Raw genomic sequence first — 18,831 nt, 5'->3', positions numbered from 1 at the left:
TTACGATTGAGATTGGAAAAAAACCTCAAGGGATTTCACGATTTGTTGTTTGACCTCGATTTCTTCTTTTTTGGCTTTAAAGGTTTTATATAATAAAAGCTTGCTTTCTCCGAGTTGTTTTTTGATTTCATTTTCGATTGTTTTTTCATTTTTGATTTGAGATGCTGGTGTAAGCTTGACGTTTGCAATCTCGACTCTTTTTGTTTGTTCTTTTCTTTGTAAGCTTTCAACGATTTCTTTTAACGCTTGATCGATTTCTTTGGTTTTGTTATACACTTCCCATTCTTTTGGATATTTCTGCAAAAGTGATTGTAGCTCCTTTCTTTTTTGCTCTAATTTCAGGATTGCTTGAGGACTTCTTAATATAATTGCCTTTAACTCCAAATCATGTATGTGAAAAGGAAGTAAATGAGGTTTTTTAACAATTTCTTTTGCTTCATTTCCAAATAGAAGGATGGCGGCACTCCCTACAATCATCAGCTTTTGAATCTGATGATCTTTTACGTTTTTTTCTAAAAAAGGAAGGCAATTCTGAACTCGGGTATTCCATTCTTCATGAGAACTCTGAAAAGAAAAATGACAAGCAACAAACTCTTGAAAATAAAAATTTTCCAAAGTATAATGAAAGGACGACAACATTCGATTGAATACCTCATCTTCTTCTTTTGAGGAGAAGTAGAATTTTTCACTCACATCTTTGGGGATTTGATTGTTATCTATGCTACCATTGTAGTGAAGTATCATAATCTTTAATTCTTCTTTAGTGGGTTTTTTGAAGTATTTTCGAACCGCATAAGCCTTGTTTGAACAGAGCTGACAAATCTGGTTTTCATTGAGAGTGATTTTTACCTCACTGTGAGATGATTCAATTCTTTCCTTTCTCTGCATTTGTGGCTCAACCCTCTTGTTTGATAATGGTAAATAAACCCTCGGTGGATTCCCCACTAAAAAAGGAAAAGGCTCAATATATCGTATATCTTCTAAGTATTTTGAGAATTCTTTTAATACTTTCGCATAACTATCCCTCACTTGATGAATATCTATTTTCATATATCTTCGATTTTGATATTTAAGCTTTTAATTTTTTTATGAAGATGGGTTCTTTCCATTCCTAAAAATTTTGCAGTTTTGCTAATGTTTTTTTCAAACTGCTTGAGGGCTTTGATGATGTAATTTCTTTCGAATTCTCTACGGGCACTTTTTAAATCCAAACCAGGAAAATCCTCATCTTTATCTTGAATGAAATTAAAAAGGCTATTTTGAACATCATCGATATCGATTTCATTTTCTTCTGATAAAATAGCGAGTCTTTCCACTATGTTTTTTAGTTCCCTCACATTCCCAGGCCAGCTATATTGAGTAAGTAGTTCAATAGCGGAGTTTGTAAATACTTTGGGCGGTAATTTATGTGCTTCTATTGTTTTTTTCAAGAAAAAGTCTAATAATAAAGGAATATCGGACACTCTATCTCTAAGGGGTGGTAAAACTATTGGTATGACATTTAAACGATAATAAAGATCTTCCCGGAATTTGCCTTCTTTAATAGCCTGCAATGGATCGATGTTTGTAGCTGCGATGATTCGAACATCAATCGAAATCTTTTCTGTTCCACCAATGCGTGTTAACTGCTGTTCTTCGATCACGCGAAGCACTTTTGCTTGCATAGCCAAAGACATATCACAGATTTCATCCAAAAATAACGTTCCTCCATTAGCTTGTTCAAATTTTCCTATACGTCTTTCAAAAGCTCCAGTAAATGCTCCTTTTTCGTGTCCAAAAAGTTCACTTTCTATGAGTTCCTCAGGAATTGCAGCACAGTTGATATCTACAAAAGGTTTATCTTTACGATCAGAATTCTTATAAATCATTTTTGCGACTAATTCTTTTCCTGTTCCATTTTCTCCATATATGAACACGCGTGCGTTTGTTTTTGCAGCTTGAGCTATGGCTTGTTTAACTTTTAGGATTTGCTCTGAGGTTCCAATGATTTCATCATGCTCAAGCTTGATTTCTTTTAAAGGCGTAGTCTTGACTTGTAAGACTTGATCAAGCTTCTCTAAGATTGCTCCAATCGAAAGGGGTTTTTCTAAAAAATCCACAGCTCCAATCTTCGTTGCTTGAACCGCCAATTCAATCGTTGCATGACCAGAGATCATGATTACGGGAAGTGAAGAATAAAGCTTTCGGATTTCTTTTAGAACTTCAATCCCATCTTCTTTATTTAGCCAAACATCTAAAAACACAACCGAAGGACGTTCTTTTTCCAATTGTTTTAAACACGCCTTCCCCGACGAAAAGACTTGAACTTCATATCCTTCTTCTTCTAAGATTTCTTTTATGGATAAACGAATATTTTTATCATCATCAACTAAATAGATTTTATGTTTCATATTTGGACCGGAACTGGGAATATGATTTTAAACTCTGCTCCCCCTAAACTTGAATTCAAAACTTGTATGCGTGCATTATGTTCCATCACAGCTCTTTCGACAAAAGCAAGCCCCAAACCACTTCCGTAGTTTTCTTTAGTGGAAAAGTAAGGCTCGAAAATCTTGTCTTTCATCTCATCAGGAATACCTATTCCATTATCTTCTATTCGAAGAATTACGTAAGGTCTTCCCAATTTTCTGTTTAAAGTAACTGATACAAGGATAATCCCTTTGTAGTTTGAATGTTCTTGGGTTTTTTCTTTTTCCTGGATGGCTTCGATTGCATTTTTGATGAGATTATTCATCATTCCAATGAATACGATCTTGTCTAATAACAATTTGGGTAGATTTGGATGGGCACGAACTTCAATTTGAACTCCAGGGACATTTCGAAATAAATCTGTCGATTCTTTTATAAGTGAAACAATATCATGAGGTTCTAATTTTGCTTTGGGTAACCTTGTAAAGTTCGAGAATTCCTCAAGTAGGTGCTTTAAAACATTCACTTGTTGAATGATGGTGGATGAGCAGGAGCTTACAACTTTTTCGATTTCGTTGAAGTTTTTTTGTTCAATTTTTCGTAGCATTCGTTCTGCAGAGAGTTGAATAGGGGTTAATGGATTTTTGATTTCATGTGCTAATCGTCTTGCTACTTCCTGCCATGCTGCAACCCTCAAACTATGCAGCAAACGGCTTCGAAGGGTCTGGAGCTCTTCCGTCATGCTATTGAAACTTTGAATCAATATATCTATTTCACCTTCCGACTTTATCTCCAAGCGAGTATCTAAGTTTCCTTGCGTCACTTGACGAGTCGCAGCTGCAAGAGACACAATTGGATAAGAAATCTGCCTTGCTAAAAAGATCGCAACTATGATTGAAATCAAAATCATTGCAAGGTATAGTATTGCCAAACTGAGCCTAAGGTTATAAGGTATAACTTCTTCGAAACGCCGATCCTTCTGAGAAAGCAATAAACTTACATTCCTATATAAAGCTTCTTCTTTTGGAAAATTTTGATAGATTGATTTTAAAAAAATGATTTTAAAATAATTATCAATAATCAAAGGAACTAAAACATATTTTTTTTGATCTATCAAGATTGTCGTATAACTTTCGGGAAATTTATTTATTTCCTTTTGTAGAAATAAATTAGCTCCATATATTTTAATCAAATTATCTTGATCATACAAATATATGGCATCATGGTTTTCATTGAAAAGTGTATTAATCAATTCTTTAAACTTCTTTTTGTGAATTTCGTCGTTAATGTTTTTGATGTAGAAAATAAAGTTATTCTTATTCTTTTGGATTTCTTGGTAGAATTCATCAGCATACTTTTTTTCATGAAATTCCAACATCCTTTCAGCTGAGTCCATGGCACCTTTAAGATCAAGCTTGAAGAAAATAGCAACGATTGACTCCATGTATCCCGATGTTAACAAAAATATAGGCATGGCAGGGATAATCGAAACTAACAAAAATGCCAAAATCAATCTATATCGCAAACTTGAGCGAAGTTTTCCTGTTATTCGGATTTTTCGGTTTCGATAGAGATAATGAAGAAAAAAGTTCAACGTCCCAAGAGGCAAAAACACCATGATATAACCGAAAATACGATCAAAGGGAGTTGCGTTTTTATCCAAAAAAAAGTATTCTGCAATAAAAATACTCAACCATAAAACAATAAAAACATAGAAAATGTCTCGTAAGAGAATACGATCTTCTTCTTGTTTCCACTTCTCATCTTTTTCTATTTCTTCTGGAAAATTTTTTTCCTTTGGTTCTTTTGGATTGTTTTCTTGTTGAAATATTACTTCCTCTGTTTTAGTTAACATAATTAACCACTTTTTAATAGTTTCTGTATACTTTGAAAAGCTTCTTTTTCATCATCGCCATTGATGATTACTTTGATCTCAGCTCCCGGATGCAGTCCTAACATCAGGAGCCCCATAATGCTTTTTCCATTTACACTTATGCCTTCATATTCAACAATAACAGAAGAACGAAACTTACTTGCTACCCGAACGAACTCCGCCGCTGGTCTTGCATGCAATCCACTTTCCAAATTCACCTTCAAGGTTTTCACAATCATACATTTCTATTCTAATTTATTACTTAAATCTTTTTTTGACAATATTTTATTTTGCATTTTGTTCAAGAAATTTTCTGCTAAATTATAACCCATAGTTTTCAAACGAAAGTTCATCGCAGCAGTTTCAATCAGGATGGGAATGTTTCTTCCAGGGCGGATGGGAATTGATACACAAGGAATTTTGACTTTCAAAATTTCAATAAAGTTTTCGTCTAATCCTAAGCGGTCATATTCTTTTTCATCTTTCCATTCCTCCAGATAAACTGCTAAATCTATTTGGATTTTTTTTCTTGTAGCTCTGATTCCGTATATGTCTTTGATATTAATGATTCCAATACCTCGAAGTTCCATGTGATATTCGATATCTTGGATCGTGTATCCATAAAGTGTGTTTTCTGAAACAGCCTTGATTTTCACTACATCGTCAGCTATTAATCTATGTCCTCTCTCAATAAGTTCAATAGCAGTTTCTGATTTTCCAATGCCGCTTTCACCTTGAATTAACAATCCTACTCCAAAAACGTCCAAAAGCACACCATGAACTATTACCTCCTCCGCAAGCAGTTCCGACATCAAAGAGAAATACTTCATCTGAAATTCATGAGTACTAAGAATAGTTTTTAAGATGGGAACATTTCGTTGATTGGCTTCATCAATCACACATGAAGGTGGTATATGATTATGGGTAAATAATACAGCTGGAATAGGATAACTCAAAAAAGTTCTGATAATATTAATCTGTTCACTTAGACTACATTTATTGATATAGGAATACTCTCCTTTTCCTATAACTTGTAAGCGATTATAGGCAAAATTTTCATAAAATCCTACAAGAGCAAGTCCAGGTCGGTTAATATCCACTACACTGATTTGATTATTAAGACCATCATGACCTGCCAAAACCTCAAGCTGAAGTTCTTGAATTTCAAGTAATTCTTTAATTGAAACTTTTGCCATTTTAGTGGCTTATAAATTTTTCTTTGTGTTTTTTGATTTGTTTTTGTAATTTTTTTTCTACAACATCTAATGAAGTATACATATTGTTGGATTTTCCTTCTGCGACAAAAACTCCCCCATCTCCATTTATTGTGATTTCTACGATATGTTCACTTCTTTCAACTTTGAATCGAACTGTTACAGAAACCAATCGGTTGAAATAGTTTGTCAGCTTGTCGATGATTCTTTTGGTATGATCTTTAAGAGCATCAGAAGAATCTACATTTGTGAAGTGGAATTGAATATCCATAAATTCTCCTTATTTTATTGATTTGTAATTTTTTATGTTTTTTTTACTTTTAGGCTTGTCAATTGTTTCTTTGAGTTTGACTATATCACATATAGTTAGCTTGACTTTTATAAGTATTCTACGAAATGATAACAAAATTAGAAAATATGAAAGACTTATCTTTAATTCGTAATTTCAGCATCATTGCGCATATTGATCACGGAAAATCCACTCTTGCAGACCGTTTATTGGAGTTAGCAAAAATCGTCGATGAAAGAAACAAAAAAGATCAAATATTAGACACAATGGATATTGAAAGAGAAAGAGGAATCACCATCAAGTTAAACTCTGCTACTTTTGAATATACATCTCTGGATGGTAAAACTTACATCTACAATTTAATTGATACCCCGGGGCACGTGGATTTTACGTATGAGGTTTCTCGTTCTTTAGCAGCTTGTGAGGGAGTCCTTTTGGTTATTGATGCTACTCAAGGAATAGAAGCTCAAACCTTAGCTAATTTTTATTTAGCTTTAGAAAATGAATTAGAAATCATTCCTGTAATCAATAAGATTGACTTACCAGCGGCAAATATTGAACGTTGTTTGGAACAAATTGAAACCACATTAGGGTTAGACCCAAATAGAGCCATCCCCATATCTGCGAAAACGGGACAAAACGTCGAGAAAATTTTAGAAGCCATTCGAATTTATATACCCCCACCTAAAGGGAACCTTCATGCACCATTAAAGGCTTTGATCTATGATTCTTTTTATAATTCCTACTTCGGAGCTGTGATGAAGGTGCGAATTTTCGATGGAAGCATTAGAAAAGGAGATGAGATACTCCTCATGAGTAACCAAAAAACCTATGTGGTCTCTGAATTAGGAATCCAGCAATTAAAAATGATACCAAGAAATGAATTACAAGCTGGTGAAGTTGGCTACATCATCGCTGGAATAAAATCAGTGGAAGACACAAGGGTAGGAGACACAATCACCTTAGCTAAAAACCCGGCAAAAGAACCACTACCGGGATATAAGGAAATCAAACCCATGGTGTTTGCTGGTTTGTTCCCGATAAATAACGAAGATTACGAGGACCTAAAAGATGCTCTCTTGAAGTTAAAGCTCAATGATGCGTCATTGATTTTTGAACCCGAAAATTCAGTAGCTTTAGGGAATGGATTTCGGATTGGGTATTTGGGACTTTTACACATGGAAATTATCCAAGAGCGTTTGGAAAGAGAATTTGGATTAGCCTTGATTCACACAGCTCCATCAGTAAAATATAGAATAACCCTCACAGATGGGAAAACCGTAGAAATTTCAAATCCATCCGAGTGGCCAGACCCAACGAAAATCACAAAAAAAGAAGAACCTTATGCAAAAGTGAATGTTATAACTCCACAAGAGTTCATAGGAAATATCATGAATTTATTTCAAGAAAAACGTGGCATCCAAGAAAACATTTTATATATCGATGAAAGTAAAGTTCAGATGATCTACTTAATGCCCCTATCAGAGTTAATTTTCGAATTCTACGATAAACTAAAGAGCTACTCAAAAGGATATGCTTCTATGGATTATGAGTTTGTAGGTTATAGAGAATCAGACTTAGTGAAGGTAGATATTTTGGTGAACGGTGATCCTGTCGATGCTTTAGCAATGATCACCCATCGCTCGAAGGCTTATGAAAGAGCAAGAACCATCATCGAAAAACTCAAAGAGTTAATACCACGCCATCAATTTCAAATACCCCTCCAAGCAGCCATAGGTTCAAAAGTGATTGCAAGAGAAAACATTTCCGCCCTGCGAAAAAATGTATTAGCAAAATGCTACGGTGGAGACATCACAAGAAAGAAAAAGCTATTAGAAAAACAAAAAGAAGGGAAACGAAGAATGAAGATGATTGGATCCGTGGAAATCCCACAAGAGGCTTTCTTAGCTTTATTGAAAACCAACGAAGAAAAACGATAACTCAAAATTTGAAATACAATATCTTATTTTTCACATTTTCTAAAATTTCCCTCATGTTTGTTAAATAAACAGGAAGGATTGAAAATAATTCGTAAACTTTTTGGTATTCTTGATAAAAATTAGTCATGTTACTTAATGCTTTGTTTTGAAAATCTGCATTGTACATTAAGATATTTTCCATTTTATTTAGAAACTCGCTTAGCTTATCAATGATAGATTTGATTTTTTGATTTTGTGATTCTAAGTTATTTTTTACATCGATGATTTCATCTATGGTGGTTTGGATAGTTGATAAATCAACTATCACTCGATTAAACATATGTAAAGTTTCTCTTGCTGTGGTATTAGCTTCTTCGGTTTTGTCTTTATTTTCTTTTATGTATTGATTTATAGTCTTGACATTCTCTTGAATTTTGCTTGATAACTTGGAAATCTCATCAGCAACCACGGCAAAACCTTTCCCCGCATCCCCAGCTCTTGCTGCTTCTATAGAGGCATTCAGAGCTAAGATATCTACTTGTTTAGAAATATCCTGAATAAACTTAATGATCTTTTGAATTTTATTCGAGTTTTCTTCCAATTCTCTTAATATGCTTTCTAATTTTTTTAAGCTTGATTTTCCAATATATGCTTCACTTTTTGTTGCATTATAAAAACTCACCAAGTTACTAATAGTAGAATTCATTACATCGATTTGACGATTCAATTCTCTTACTGAAATGATATAGCCTTCTACATCTTCTTCTTCTTTTTTTATGCTAACAAGTAAATTTTGTTGCTTTAGATTTTCATCTTCTAATGATAATCTTAACGTATTAAAGTTTTGATTACTAGACTTTGTCAATTTTGTTGTTTCATACACTAAATTTAGATTAGTATTATATATATCCTCTAAATTCGAAATGAGGATTTTCAGATCAGAAACAAATTCGAATAAAAACATTCCATACGACTCTATCTGTATAATCGAAATCCCAATCGGATTCGAAGGAATTTCTTTTTTGTAGGGAAAAGGAAAATTTCCCTGATACAATTCGTTAATGATTTGATTAAGCTGATAGATATGAGAAATAAAAGTGCCAAATGAGTAAGAAATTGTTCCAGAAAAAATAATTGCCAAAGGTAAAGCCAGAAAATACAAGAAAAAAGAAAAAAAGAAATTTATATTGTCAAAAATATTTTTCAAAGGTGTTAGAATTACAATTTTTAATTCTTTGGATTCCCATTTTCTCATGACAAAAAAATCACTATGAATTTTTAATACATCATATTCCTCAGAACTTGATAAGGTTGATTGTTTTATTTCTTCCCAATTCCATTTGAGATTCGAGAAAAGGATTTCTTGATTTTGATTCATAAAAATATATTTTCCTCTAAGCTGAAGTATATCATCAAAATATAATGTGAATAAAATATTTTTATCATTTTGAATGATCTTGATTAGTTTTTGTTCTTCATTTTCATTTTCTCTTAATAAATAGTAAATATGAAAAGTATAGAGGAATCCAAGAACCAAACCAACAAAAAAATGAAAATAAATGAAAATTTCTAAGAAGAAAAGATATCTCATTCTCGGTAATTTCACATCTTTTATATGAAAAAATTTTTCTCTTGTAGTTAATACACCAAGTTGCTTTTTTGTAAAAGTATATTGTATAATAAAATGCAAACCACTGAAAATTAACATTTCTACAATAATGAAATTATGAAACAAATGAATATCTCGAAGAAGAATAGAACGCACCAATAAAATTATACCTAACAATACTAAGAAACGAACATAATCTAATATAAAAAGATAGAGTTCACTTCTGTAAATTTTTTTTACAAAATTAGAAAATAAAATCACTTCATCAGGGGTTAAATTTCCATTCTTTCGATATAATTCAAAAAAAAAATCAAACTTTTTGAAAAGAATATGGCGAATGATAAAACTAAAAAAAATATTGACAATAAAAATAATAAAAAAAATAGCAATTAACTCAAAATCACTAAAGAAAAACTTTAGGTTTTGTACAAAGTCAACCACTGGTATATAAAAGATACCAAAAAAAACAAACAACGTCGAAGACAAAAGATATCCGCTCTCTCTTTTATCATAATTCTTTTTCAAAAATATCGAAACATCCATATTCATCTCATATTTGTATGATTTTATATATTGAAACAAATAAGTAGAACGTCAATATAAATTCTTTCGTAATCATAATCTCGTTTCATGCAAAACTAAATAATTTTTCTGAAGGTGATGTTAATTCTACTTTCGGTTTCCCATGTTTGATTTTTATGACTAAATTTTATCTTTTGAATGTTCTTTTCTTTCGGAACTGCGTGATACCAATAATGTTGAATTTCTCCTAACATAAAAAACAAGCTATTGTGGGAAAGTATAATGCTTGCGATATTTTCATTTCTTTTTGGCATTTTTTTTCGACAAAACAGTATTTTTCGAGAAACTCCGAGAGAATACGAAGCAATAATAGGATTTTTTCCTAATTCTTTTTCATCATCGGCATGCCATCCCATAGAGTCTCTACCATTACGATAAAAATTCAATAAAGAATGATTCCACTCAAAAGAAAAAAAAGACTCAATGCGCTTTTTGAGTTCAAAAATCTTTTCATCCCACTCTCGTGTTTCTAAAGATATGCCAGAATACCTATATACTTTATCTCCGAACCAAAACACCAAACGAGGTTGCTGCACCCACTTACCGAAAATCTTTATTTTCTTTTCCATCCAAGGAATATTGTGAATTAGATAGTAAAAAAGAGAATCCGCTTCTTCGCTAGGCAAGAAATCAGGAATATAGATTAAACTTCCATTCTCAAAGCAAATCATACTCAAGATTTATTATACAATATAATGAAAAAGTAAATTGAAATTCTTTGACATGGAGATTATTTTTAAAAACATTGCATTAAAAGAGACTCAAGGAGACCAATGTGAAAGAAATCAAAAACGTAACACTAATTGGTGCTAATGGCACAATGGGTTCTGGAAGTGCAGCCATCCTTGCAGCATTTGGAAACTTAACCGTATATATGATTGCGAGAACACTAGAAAAAGCTCAAGAAGGTATTGAAAAAGCCGTTGAGTCGGTTCGTTCTGATGTTATTAGAGACAAAATGATAGCTGCAACCTACGAAGATTTAGAAGATTGTGTATCAAAAAGTGATTGGGTTTTCGAAGCGATCGCTGAGACTTATGAAGCCAAACTCCCCATCAATGAAAGGATTGCAAAGTCAAGAAGACCCGGCACGATTGTTTCCACTGTTAGCTCAGGCTTATCAATTGAGAAATTAGCAAGTGTATTTGATGATGACGGGCAAAAATATTATTATGGAACTCATTTTTTCAATCCTCCCTATAAACTAACCTTGTGTGAGCTCATTACTCACCCCAAAAATGACCCCAACTTCACAAAAGAGTTTAGCCATTACTTAGAGAAAGTGTTGATACGTCATGTTGTGATTTGTAATGACAAACCCGGGTTTGCAGGTAATCGCATTGGTTTCCAATTTATGAACGAATCTGCTATTTACGCAGAAAGATTTAAAAATCATGGTGGCATTTATCTAGTAGATCAAATGCTGTCGGGTTATACAGGAAGGGCTATGAGTCCTTTGGCAACCATTGACTTAGTAGGCTTGGATGTCCACAAAGCCATTGTAGACAATATCTACGAACATACTAATGATAATGCCCATAATACATTTAAATTACCTGAGTTTATGCAAGACTTGATAAATCAAGGAGCTCTAGGTAATAAAGCAGGAAGAGGTCTTTACAAAAGAGAAAAAACCGAAGAAGGAAAAACCATAGCAAGAGTTTATAACATTGCCAAAGGTGAGTATGAAATCCCACCTCAAATCGACTTGAGTTTTCGAAACAAAGCCATTGCTTATGTTCGAGAGTCAGATTATCGAGGTTTAGCAAATCACATCAAAAATTCTTCGGGTTCAGAAGCAGAACTTGTTAGATACTTCATTGCAAGATACATTAGCTATGCACTCAGCTTAGTTCCTGAGGTTACTGACATAAAAGGTGTAGATGGAGCAATGGGATTTGGCTTCAATTGGGTTCCACCAACAGCATGGATCGAATTATTAGGTGGCGTTGAAGAAACCATCAAGTTCATCGAAAAAGCCAATCTTCCTGTTCCCGATGCCATTCACGAAATACCCAGAGATCAAATTTATACCCTAAAAAGAAAATTAGACTATCGTCAACTTTTTCGTGCAGTTTAGACGTAGGAATTTATTCCTATGTCTTTTTCTTTTGAACAAAGAATTCCTGTTTCTGCAATCGTCATCGACCATCATATTGAAAGAATCTCGTTATTGATTGATGCCATCTATTCTATTCAGAAAAATTCTTTTCTTCCTTCTGAGATTATCATCATTTTGGACGTGCCAGAAGAAGAATTTTTTTCTTATCGGAATCTGATTTATCGATATAAGTTTCTTGATTTTTCTTATGTTCGCATCTATCGAAATACGAGGACCAAAGGTCCCGCTGGTGCAAGAAATCTTGCCATAGAACAATCACAATATGAATGGTTGGCATTTTTAGATTCGGATGACTTATGGCATAAAGAAAAACTCTACTACCAATGGAAATTTTTATCAAAACGACCATTTTTGAAGGCATGTCATACAAAAGAACAATGGTATAAAAACCAAAAGTTCAATCCCACACCTAAGAGATTAGAACCGGGAACTGGAAAATTTTTAGTAGAAGCCTTTCGGCATTGTTTGATTTCGATGAGTTCCATCATGATTCACAAGAGTGTCTTCGAGGAGATTGGATATTTTGATGAAGAACTCATCGCAGCAGAAGACTATGACTTCTGGATAAGGTATTTAGTGCATTATCCAATTGCGATAATCCCAAACATCCATCGTCGTTCCCCCACATTAAAGCGTTCGGGTGGGTGGGCGCAGACCAGTCAAACCAAAAACATTGATGTTTTTCGTCTTTATTCTCTACTAAAAGTTTATGAACACTACTTCGAAAAACTCGACCCGTGGGAAAAAGAAGAGCTCCTAAAACAAATCCAATATCGCTATCGAATCGTCCAAACCCAAAGACAAAAATATGAATTTTCAGAGAAAACAAACAAGATTTACACGAAAATCCAAGAAAAAATCTCGAGGTTAATGCCAATGTTTGTTGGGTAGAAAGAATTTCTGAACGTGGATAACCATCACAATCAACCATGTAAAAAATATGATAAAAAACCAAATCATCAAACCTAAGATAATCTTTAATTGCTTTCTGTAATCACTTCTAAGAACGTTTCGATATTATCAAGCCAGTATTTCTTGTAGCTATTATCCGATAACTTATTTACATCATCAGTGTTCAAAAAAAGAAAAACATTGACTTTAAAGGTATTAAACATAAAATCCTTTGGTTTATCATTTTCTTCAAATAGCCTTTTATATCCGTTTACTTTATGTTCGTAAGAAGTAAACTTTATGCTTTTTGGATCAATAAATACTATGTAATACTTATCATTTTTCTTGAGCCAGAATATAAAGTCAGGTTTGAATTTGCTGAGTCGGTTGATTTCTGGATCGTAGTATGGAATATATACTTCATCCAGAGTCTCATCTAATTTGCTAAAAAACCACCAATCGAAATTTGAAAATTTGTTGTTTGGTTCTTGCAAATATTCTTCAAGCTTCTTTATGAAACCCGCTTCACTCTTTGTTTTAATTATATGGCTTAGGTAATCTATTTTTTCTTCTTCTGACATTAAAAGTGGCACGTAGTAGTGCTGAGCAATGTGCTTTATAATTAGTTTTATACCTTTATGCTCAAAAATCTTATATTCTTCAAGTTCTTTGTGTTTTTTATCATATTCTGAGCGATTTTTAGCAATTTTGAATAAATCATCCAATTCTTTGTTTTTCTGTGGATAATCCTTCATTATATTTATTTTCTTTACTAGTTCTTTTGCATCTTTAAAATAAATCTTTATGTGTTCAAAATGCTTTATCTCATCTTCTAATTCCTTGAACTTATCTAATTCCTCAGGAACGACCTTCAAATAGCTTAGCACTTGTCTTGTAAGTAGCTCTACATTTTTAAATTCTCTTTCTCCCTCATTGTAGTATTTACGTGGTTCGTTTAGAGTTTTTCTTAGGATTTTTAAGATTTTCGGTTCTACTTCGTAAGTGAAGAGTAAGACTTTATCATCTTCAAAGTAATCTACATAATATTTTAGGAGCTCTAACTGTTGCTGAGTAATTTCGAACTTTGCTCCTCTGTTCTCTTGCCATAAGCTGTAATTTGCAGTCTTATATGTAGGTATAAGCAACGTATGTTTCTCTGTAGCTGGATTTTTGAAAAGTTTAATCTCAGTAGTTGTTTCTTCCCGTTTTAGTTCTTTAATAACTGTATCTAATGCCTTTTTATTTGTGCCTATGATGAAGAGGGTTTCTATCGGCTGGATTTTATCTTTTAGACTGTTAAAGAGGTCTTCTTCTAACTCTTTATCATTATAGAGTGCCAGGAGTCTTTTTCTTTTGTTTGGAATTGGTTCAATCCTTACTCCCCTTCCCACGGATTGAAGAACAAATTTCTTGGCTTTTTCTCCTATTCCTATGTTTATAAACATGATTATGTTGGGTCTATTGGAGTCCCAGCCTTCGTAAAAAGCTCTTGATCCTATGAGGATGTTAACAGGAGAGTCTTCGTTATTTATCCTCTCAAAATGACTTTCTTCTTCGAATTGGTGGTTAACGTTAAATCTGTCCAGTTCATTCTTAAGCCATGTGGGTAAGTTTCCGGTTTTGCTTAGAGCAAAGTGTCTATCCGCAGATTTTAACTTAAACAACACTTCTTTTTTGCTCGAAGGTCTGTATGATATTTCCATTTCTCCAGGCGTTTCTGAGTTAAACACATACTTTAGCACGTCTTTATATTTAATGCTTTTTAAGAGGTTTTTATTCAGTGAAAAGTTTTCGTCTTCATACATGAACTTTGGAGACTTTTTTAACTCAATGAAGAGTTCTTTCTTTGCCTTTTTGAAGAGTTTTCTTTTTATCTGTCTTTTTCCTATTTTCTCGATTTCTTTTAAAAAAAGCTTAAGGTCTGCATCTTCTTCATTAACGGAATTTACAAGCACAAGAAGCAAAGGGTTATGATATAGTTTAAGGTCCTCTTTTTTTGCCATCTCATAAAACTTCTTTATGTAAGTAAGTAAAAGGAGAGATTTTAAAACCACTTTTTGCTTTGCCTCATCACTAAAATCTTCTTCATCTCTGAAAGCTTTAACTTCTTCTTCCAAAAGGCATATATGCTTTCCATATCCTCTTTCTATAAAGTTTGAAAGATTAAACTCAAAGCCTGTAGTTATTATGTCTTGTGGGTCCGTAAAAGTTGCAGAGAAGTTAAAAAGAAATCCATTCTTAGATAGAATAGTATATATGTGTTGCCTTTTAGAGTCTTCTTTATCTCCTTTGTGAGCTTCATCCAGAATGACGTACCATTTTCCGTAGTTGTAATAATTTTTATAGTCAACAATCTTTTCCTTTTGCTCGTCGCTTATGTTGTCAGCTCTGTAATAGAAAATTGGTTTTCCATAAAGTCCTGGTATTCTTTTAACTTCAGGATACTCCCTTAAATCTCTAAGCTCAATCTTTTCTCTCTCTGAGTAATTAAACTCATCTAAGATTTTTTTGAATTGGTTGATTAGATCATCTCTTGGCGTGAGAAACAAAATATCCCCATCTGGAATTAATTCTAACTTTATAAGTTTTTTTAGTATGTAGATAAGTTTTATGATTACCAGAGTCTTTCCTGAGCCAGTAGCCATCCAAAAACCCATGCGGTTTATGTAGTTGGAATAGGGAATCCTCCCATTTTTTATTTCGAAATGTTCCTCAAGTAGCGAACTTAGCTTCCCGTTTTTTTTGCTTAACTTTATATCAAAGTTTTCTTGAAGTCCATTGATTCTATACCACTGAAAAAGTTTTGACTTATCACCTCCAAAATCATCGTAATACTTCCATAAGAGTTTGATGGTATTCTTTAGAGCTGATTGCTGGTAATCCCATAGTCTTTTTCCTGACGAAAAAAACTCAAGGTCAAAAGAACTCCATTCCAGTGGCAAGCTATTCCAATCCACTTGTTGTAGCATGTTCTGCAGGAAGATCCTCATATTTACCACCAGATAAGTGGTTTTACAACCCTGTAATCAAGATTGTTCAGATTTATCTTTTCTCCATCTTCAAATTCTACAATCTCAGGAGTGATCTTTTTAATCCACTTTCCAAGTAGATTGGATAAAGTCTCTGGTAGATCAACGTTTTCGTAAAGTCTACTAAAGTCTATCTTTACTTTGTCATTTTCATAATCCAGCTCTACTGACTTTAAGAGTTTTTCATCCTTCATGAAGACATATTGATTAAAAGGATCTTGATAAGGATTTCGAAAGAGATCCGCATCTTTATAGACTACTTTTTCTAAGGTGTTTTCGTATTGCTCAAGCTCATAGTACTTAAAAAATCCACCAGCATTGTCTTTGTTATATTTTTCTTTGACATCTTTTTCTTTTGATATACCAGTTTTATCGTAGGCTAACACTTTCTTCATTCTTGGCAGGATCACACTATAAAAATGCTCTCCCATTTCCACACCTACCCATTTTCTTTTTAACTTATGAGCGACAGCTACAGTCGTACCAGAACCGAGGAAGAAATCCATAACTAAATCGCCTTCGTTGGATGTGGATTCGATAACACGCTTGAGAAGGTCCTCGGAGTTTTGGGTAGGGAATTTGATACCCCAAAAATCGGATTGAGAATAACTTTGTATTCTTGTCCAATTAGTTGTTAGACTTTCTTCATTGTAAAATATCTGGACTTTAAATTGATTGCTATTACAAATTTCACAAGTAAAAATCTTTGAAAATATGGTTTACCACAATTAGAACAAACTATTCTTACTTTTTTATTTATCATTGCTTCATCTATTCTCTTTTGATTATATAACCAGTGTCTTCCTTGTGGAGCTACAAAATCTAACCCAAAAACTGTTATTGTAGATGATGTTTTTCTTTCTCCAGGTCTGTGATCTAGATCTATCCAGAAAATTTCATTAAATAGGTTCTCTAATATTCTTAATGTTTCATTTTTCTGTGTTTTTTTTATTTTTTCTAAAAAAATCTCCATATTTTCATAAAATTCAGTTTTTAAAAAAGGTATATAGAAAAATTGTTTTTCACTCTTTGCGTAAAACAATAGACTCTCTGTTGCAATAGAGTAGGATAAACCCTCTATCCTACTTTTACCTTCAGTTCTTTTTATAATTATCTCATTTCTAAAATTCTCCTTTCCAAACACCTCATCCATCAAAGGTCTGACAATCCAGTTTCCGTTATAATCACACCTAACAAAGATGCTTCCTCTGTCATTCAGTAAGTCCCTTGCTATGCTTAATCTATTCTCAAGCATAGTCGCCCAAATCTTTATATTTTACAGAATAGAAATAATCTCCATCTTGTTCTTTGTTAAATGGTGGATCAATATAAATTGTTTGCACTCTCTCTTTGAATTTTGGTAAAATAGTATTTAGAGCTTGATAGTTTTCGCTCTTTATCAACCATCCATCCAGCTCTTTATCGAGATTATCAAACAGGCTAAGCAATTCCAACTCCAAATCTTTGAAATACTTAGTATCTATTCGGAAGAAATCTGTATTCTTTTTTTAGTTCATTTTGCATGAGCCCATTGTTGAATAAGCTTTTTGGCTCATGATCTAAAATTTCAAGATCAAGCCATTCTTTTACTTGATCCTTCCATCCTTGATGCTTGTGAGTTTTTCTAAAATACTCCAACCATTTTTCTTCGCTATTTTATCGAGAGTTATCACGTAATTTGACTTGAGCACAAACTTAGGCTTGTTCCAAATTTTTACAAGTTCCTCTTCGAATTGAGAAACAAAATCGATTATCTTAAAGGCAATGTTTTTAATGGCTTGTAATTGCTTTATTCTCCTCTATGTCCAATTTGTTTGTCCCCTAAAAATATACTGATAGAGCCATAAGTCAAATTGTTCCCTTAAAAACTCTTTTGCGTTTTTGTTTATAAAATAATCCACTTCGCTCTGCTTTTCAAAAATGCTAAAAGCCTTTTGTAAAACATTTTCTTTTAGTTTTTTATCTTTTAATTTCTTTAGTATGTCCTCTATATCCGTTTTTCTTCCTCTTTCTGAGTAGAGAACCCTAAAGACGATAACCCCATCCTCTCTTTTTTGTTTTAGTTCATAAACCAGGCTTCTTTTCTCGTTAGATTTCTTATGCTCCAACTCGGAGACATCAAAAAAGAATTTAAAATCACCCACTTCAACTTCGAGATCCTTAAAGAGCCTGTCCGATTTCACGTAGTAAAGCATGTGGGTTTTCCAGAAAAGAACGACATCTTTTTCATCAGTATATACCTTCTCATAAATGTTTTTATATACGGGTGTAAATCTAAAATAAACTGAACCATTTTCGGAAAAAAAGGGTTCAAAAAAAGTATATAGCTTTTCAAAGAATTCATGTTCGAATTCATGAAAATCCCTAAGAGCCTCTGCAATTTCCTTTTTTAGTATAGGAAGTATGCCTTCTTTGAAATACTTAGTTTTTATGCGCATTAAATTTATGTATCCACCCTCGCCTTGAACTCTCTCTCCAACAAACATGTCCTCCAACTTTCTAAAAAATTGTTCTTTATAGTTCATAGCGATAAACCCCCTATTGATTTCATAGCCTTTAAGAGTTCAAAAAAAATAGTTATCTATCCCTGTTGGATCATTATAAATAGGAATTCGACACTTTTTCCCATCTTCTTTCACAATTGTTCCATGATGACGTATCTACCCCAGATTTAAGTTTAACTACCATGTCTTTGCTAAACGTTCTTCTTGTGATTATATATGATTTCGTAAATTTTTTTGAATTTTTTTGGTAGTCAAATTTTCGTTGGGATCATTCAAAAAAAGGCAATCATGAGAGTAGTATGATTTCTTGATTTCTGCGTTGCAATCGGGTGAATTTTGTTTTGACCCAAAAGCTTGATGTTAATGAACGAAATTTTCTGTTCTTTAATT

16 protein-coding genes are annotated in these 18,831 nt (G+C 33.1%); 3 read left to right on the top strand and 13 right to left on the bottom strand.

The features are described 5' to 3' along the window. The 6 genes from NZ853_01500 to raiA are packed head-to-tail and all read right to left on the bottom strand — an operon-like array spanning window position 1 to window position 5,767. Window positions 1-1,050 carry a hypothetical protein gene (locus NZ853_01500; protein MCS7204353.1) on the bottom strand — a complete coding sequence of 350 codons (1,050 nt, stop codon included), beginning with the start codon at window positions 1,048-1,050 and terminating at the stop codon, window positions 1-3. Then, window positions 1,047-2,390 carry a sigma-54 dependent transcriptional regulator gene (locus tag NZ853_01495; protein MCS7204352.1) on the bottom strand — a complete coding sequence of 448 codons (1,344 nt, stop codon included), beginning with the start codon at window positions 2,388-2,390 and terminating at the stop codon, window positions 1,047-1,049. The genes NZ853_01500 and NZ853_01495 overlap by 4 nt, the downstream gene beginning before the upstream one ends. Then, window positions 2,387-4,264, bottom strand: coding sequence for an ATP-binding protein (locus NZ853_01490; GenBank protein MCS7204351.1), 1,878 nt, complete (start codon window positions 4,262-4,264; stop codon window positions 2,387-2,389). The genes NZ853_01495 and NZ853_01490 overlap by 4 nt, the downstream gene beginning before the upstream one ends. Window positions 4,265-4,266: 2 nt before the next feature. After that, complete coding sequence (locus NZ853_01485; GenBank protein MCS7204350.1) at window positions 4,267-4,521, bottom strand: HPr family phosphocarrier protein; 255 nt, start codon at window positions 4,519-4,521, stop codon at window positions 4,267-4,269. A 6-nt stretch (window positions 4,522-4,527) separates the two neighbouring features. Further along, window positions 4,528-5,478 carry an HPr(Ser) kinase/phosphatase gene (hprK, locus tag NZ853_01480; protein MCS7204349.1) on the bottom strand — a complete coding sequence of 317 codons (951 nt, stop codon included), beginning with the start codon at window positions 5,476-5,478 and terminating at the stop codon, window positions 4,528-4,530. Between the two features lies 1 nt (window position 5,479). Then, the gene (raiA, locus tag NZ853_01475) at window positions 5,480-5,767 is read right to left on the bottom strand and encodes a ribosome-associated translation inhibitor RaiA (GenBank protein MCS7204348.1); all 288 of its coding nucleotides are present in this window, start codon (window positions 5,765-5,767) and stop codon (window positions 5,480-5,482) included. A gap of 146 nt (window positions 5,768-5,913) precedes the next feature. Between raiA and lepA the strand changes: the two genes are divergently transcribed. Next, window positions 5,914-7,725: a translation elongation factor 4 gene (lepA, locus tag NZ853_01470; protein ID MCS7204347.1), complete on the top strand. Its 1,812-nt coding sequence runs from the start codon at window positions 5,914-5,916 to the stop codon at window positions 7,723-7,725. Between the two features lies 1 nt (window position 7,726). Here the strand turns inward: lepA and NZ853_01465 are convergent, their stop codons facing one another. Then, entirely contained in the window at window positions 7,727-9,856 is a 2,130-nt protein-coding gene (locus NZ853_01465; GenBank protein ID MCS7204346.1) for a methyl-accepting chemotaxis protein, read from the bottom strand. Between the two features lie 95 nt (window positions 9,857-9,951). Then, window positions 9,952-10,566 carry an alpha-ketoglutarate-dependent dioxygenase AlkB gene (locus NZ853_01460; protein ID MCS7204345.1) on the bottom strand — a complete coding sequence of 205 codons (615 nt, stop codon included), beginning with the start codon at window positions 10,564-10,566 and terminating at the stop codon, window positions 9,952-9,954. Between the two features lie 104 nt (window positions 10,567-10,670). Between NZ853_01460 and NZ853_01455 the strand changes: the two genes are divergently transcribed. Further along, entirely contained in the window at window positions 10,671-11,975 is a 1,305-nt protein-coding gene (locus NZ853_01455) for a 3-hydroxyacyl-CoA dehydrogenase family protein (protein MCS7204344.1), read from the top strand. 18 nt (window positions 11,976-11,993) lie between these two features. After that, window positions 11,994-12,908, top strand: coding sequence for a glycosyltransferase family 2 protein (locus tag NZ853_01450; protein ID MCS7204343.1), 915 nt, complete (start codon window positions 11,994-11,996; stop codon window positions 12,906-12,908). Between the two features lie 86 nt (window positions 12,909-12,994). On the opposite strand, the gene NZ853_01445 is transcribed toward NZ853_01450, so the two are convergent. The 5 genes from NZ853_01445 to NZ853_01425 all read right to left on the bottom strand — a co-directional run bounded on the left by NZ853_01445 (window position 12,995) and on the right by NZ853_01425 (window position 18,462). Beyond that, on the bottom strand, window positions 12,995-15,898 hold the full coding sequence (locus NZ853_01445) for a DEAD/DEAH box helicase family protein (GenBank protein MCS7204342.1): 2,904 nt from the start codon (window positions 15,896-15,898) through the stop codon (window positions 12,995-12,997). A 2-nt stretch (window positions 15,899-15,900) separates the two neighbouring features. Continuing rightward, complete coding sequence (locus NZ853_01440; protein ID MCS7204341.1) at window positions 15,901-16,521, bottom strand: site-specific DNA-methyltransferase; 621 nt, start codon at window positions 16,519-16,521, stop codon at window positions 15,901-15,903. Window positions 16,522-16,571: 50 nt separating this feature from the next. Continuing rightward, the gene (locus tag NZ853_01435) at window positions 16,572-17,192 is read right to left on the bottom strand and encodes a DNA methyltransferase (protein MCS7204340.1); all 621 of its coding nucleotides are present in this window, start codon (window positions 17,190-17,192) and stop codon (window positions 16,572-16,574) included. Further along, a complete protein-coding gene (locus NZ853_01430) occupies window positions 17,185-17,385 on the bottom strand; it encodes a hypothetical protein (GenBank protein MCS7204339.1) in 201 nt (66 codons plus the stop codon). The genes NZ853_01435 and NZ853_01430 overlap by 8 nt, the downstream gene beginning before the upstream one ends. 351 nt (window positions 17,386-17,736) lie before the next feature. Continuing rightward, window positions 17,737-18,462 carry a hypothetical protein gene (locus NZ853_01425; GenBank protein ID MCS7204338.1) on the bottom strand — a complete coding sequence of 242 codons (726 nt, stop codon included), beginning with the start codon at window positions 18,460-18,462 and terminating at the stop codon, window positions 17,737-17,739. Window positions 18,463-18,831 lie beyond the last annotated feature (369 nt).

The sequence above is a fragment of the Leptospiraceae bacterium genome, assembly GCA_025059995.1.
Lineage (GTDB): Bacteria > Spirochaetota > Leptospiria > Leptospirales > Leptonemataceae > SKYB61.
Note: the sequence above shows the minus strand (reverse complement) of the source record. Positions and strands in the feature narration are given on the sequence as shown.

Bases quoted from the DNA above. Each gene is read 5' to 3' on its own strand.
- NZ853_01460 (MCS7204345.1), bottom strand. From the start codon at position 10,566: ATGATTTGCTTTGAGAATGGAAGTTTAATCTATATTCCTGATTTCTTG.
- NZ853_01500 (MCS7204353.1), bottom strand. From the start codon at position 1,050: ATGAAAATAGATATTCATCAAGTGAGGGATAGTTATGCGAAAGTATTA.
- lepA (MCS7204347.1), top strand. From the start codon at position 5,914: ATGAAAGACTTATCTTTAATTCGTAATTTCAGCATCATTGCGCATATT.
- NZ853_01465 (MCS7204346.1), bottom strand. From the start codon at position 9,856: ATGGATGTTTCGATATTTTTGAAAAAGAATTATGATAAAAGAGAGAGC.
- hprK (MCS7204349.1), bottom strand. From the start codon at position 5,478: ATGGCAAAAGTTTCAATTAAAGAATTACTTGAAATTCAAGAACTTCAG.
- NZ853_01425 (MCS7204338.1), bottom strand. From the start codon at position 18,462: ATGAACTATAAAGAACAATTTTTTAGAAAGTTGGAGGACATGTTTGTT.
- NZ853_01435 (MCS7204340.1), bottom strand. From the start codon at position 17,192: ATGCTTGAGAATAGATTAAGCATAGCAAGGGACTTACTGAATGACAGA.
- NZ853_01490 (MCS7204351.1), bottom strand. From the start codon at position 4,264: ATGTTAACTAAAACAGAGGAAGTAATATTTCAACAAGAAAACAATCCA.
- raiA (MCS7204348.1), bottom strand. From the start codon at position 5,767: ATGGATATTCAATTCCACTTCACAAATGTAGATTCTTCTGATGCTCTT.
- NZ853_01485 (MCS7204350.1), bottom strand. From the start codon at position 4,521: ATGATTGTGAAAACCTTGAAGGTGAATTTGGAAAGTGGATTGCATGCA.
- NZ853_01450 (MCS7204343.1), top strand. From the start codon at position 11,994: ATGTCTTTTTCTTTTGAACAAAGAATTCCTGTTTCTGCAATCGTCATC.
- NZ853_01495 (MCS7204352.1), bottom strand. From the start codon at position 2,390: ATGAAACATAAAATCTATTTAGTTGATGATGATAAAAATATTCGTTTA.
- NZ853_01445 (MCS7204342.1), bottom strand. From the start codon at position 15,898: ATGAGGATCTTCCTGCAGAACATGCTACAACAAGTGGATTGGAATAGC.